Here is a 1,532-nt window from a genome sequence, read left to right as displayed (position 1 = left end):
CGCTCATTCCCCCGCGCCCGCGGGGCCTTCCGGCTTTTCCTGCGCGCGCTGGCGCTCCACGTAGACCTCGATGCCGTCCAGGATCCGGCGGATGGAGAAGTCCAGGTCCTCCGCGGGTCCGCCCGCGTCCTCCTGCGGGGTGTCCGGGGACTCCTCCAGAACCCCCTCCCGGAGCAGCCGGTCGATGGTGGGGAACCCCTCCGCGGTGACGACCCGGCGCAGCCCCCTGCTGTAGTCGCGCCCGGTGTCGGCCATCGTGCCGCCCGCCGCCCGGGCCGCGCGGCTGATGTCCAGTTCGATGCGGACCGTCTCGCGCAGGACGGCGGACAGCATCGTCAGCATCTGGAGCGACCAGCCGAGGTCCAGGCCGGACCGGGAGACCTCGCGCAGCCCCGACTCCATCCAGCGCAACCCGTTGGGTCCGCTGGGCGGCCCGTTCAGGGAGAGGTAGACCGCCCACGGGTGGCGGCGGTACATCGCGACCAACCCGCGGACCCACTCCTCCACGCCGGTCCGCCAGTCCACGTCCTCGCGCGGCGGGGGCGGATCGCCGTCCATGGCCGCGTCGCTCATGAGGACGAGCATGTCCTCCTTGCTGTCCACGTACCGGTACAGCGACATCGTGGTGTAGCCCAGCTCCTTGGCCACCCGCTGCATGGACACGGCCTCCAGGCCCTCGGCGTCGGCGAGGGCGACCGCCGCCTCCACCACCGCCTCCCGGCTGAGCCGGGGCTTGGGTCCCCTCCGCGATTCGGGCTGGCGCAGTCCCCACAGGAGCTCGACATCGCGCTCCATCCGGCTCGTCCCCTGGTGCTCGGCCGTCATACCCCACCCGTCGTCGACTGCGTCGTTGACACCATCCTAGATCTGTGTATTACTTACACCAATACATGTATGGCATAAACAGTTTATGGAGCACACCGCCATGTCCCACACGACCCCGGCCATCAGCGCCGAGGGGTTGCGCAAGAGCTACGGGGCCACCCGCGCCCTGGACGGCCTCGACCTGACCGTCGGGGCCGGGAGCGTCTTCGGCCTGCTCGGCCCCAACGGCGCCGGCAAGACCACCGCCGTGCGTGTCCTGGCCACCCTGCTGCGCCCCGACTCCGGGCACGCCCGCGTCGCCGGGTACGACGTGCTCGCCCAGGCCGACCGCGTGCGCGCCGAGATCGGCCTGACCGGCCAGTACGCCTCGGTCGACGAACTCCTCACCGGGCGCGAGAACCTCGTCATGTTCGGCCGCCTGTACGGCCTCACCCCCCGGGGCGCCGACGAGCGCGCCCGTGCCCTGCTGGAGCGCTTCGACCTCGTCGGGGCCGCCGACCGCCGCGCCGACGGTTACTCCGGCGGGATGCGCCGCCGCCTGGACCTGGCCGTCAGCCTCATCCAGGAGCCCGGCGTCCTGTTCCTGGACGAGCCCACCACCGGGCTGGACCCCCGCAGCCGCCTCCAGGTCTGGGAGTCGGTGCGCGCCCTGACCGCCTCCGGAACGACCGTGCTGCTCACCACCCAGTACCTGGAGGAGGCCGACC

The 1,532-nt window shown here is 72.1% G+C and carries 2 protein-coding genes; one reads left to right on the top strand and one right to left on the bottom strand.

Annotated elements, in window-relative coordinates:
* Nucleotides 1-3: 3 nt before the first annotated feature.
* Nucleotides 4-825 carry a TetR/AcrR family transcriptional regulator gene (locus DQW06_RS24520; RefSeq protein ID WP_117199392.1) on the bottom strand — a complete coding sequence of 274 codons (822 nt, stop codon included), beginning with the start codon at nt 823-825 and terminating at the stop codon, nt 4-6.
* A gap of 100 nt (nt 826-925) precedes the next feature.
* On the opposite strand from DQW06_RS24520, the gene DQW06_RS24515 reads away from it, so the two are divergent.
* On the top strand, nt 926-1,532 hold a 607-nt coding region (locus DQW06_RS24515; protein ID WP_117199393.1), incomplete at its 3' end, for an ATP-binding cassette domain-containing protein.

This window comes from Nocardiopsis sp. TNDT3 (assembly GCF_003427465.1).
GTDB classification, from domain to species: Bacteria; Actinomycetota; Actinomycetes; order Streptosporangiales; family Streptosporangiaceae; genus Nocardiopsis; species Nocardiopsis dassonvillei.
Note: the sequence above shows the minus strand (reverse complement) of the source record. Positions and strands in the feature narration are given on the sequence as shown.

Bases quoted from the DNA above. Each gene is read 5' to 3' on its own strand.
- DQW06_RS24520 (WP_117199392.1), bottom strand. From the start codon at position 825: ATGACGGCCGAGCACCAGGGGACGAGCCGGATGGAGCGCGATGTCGAG.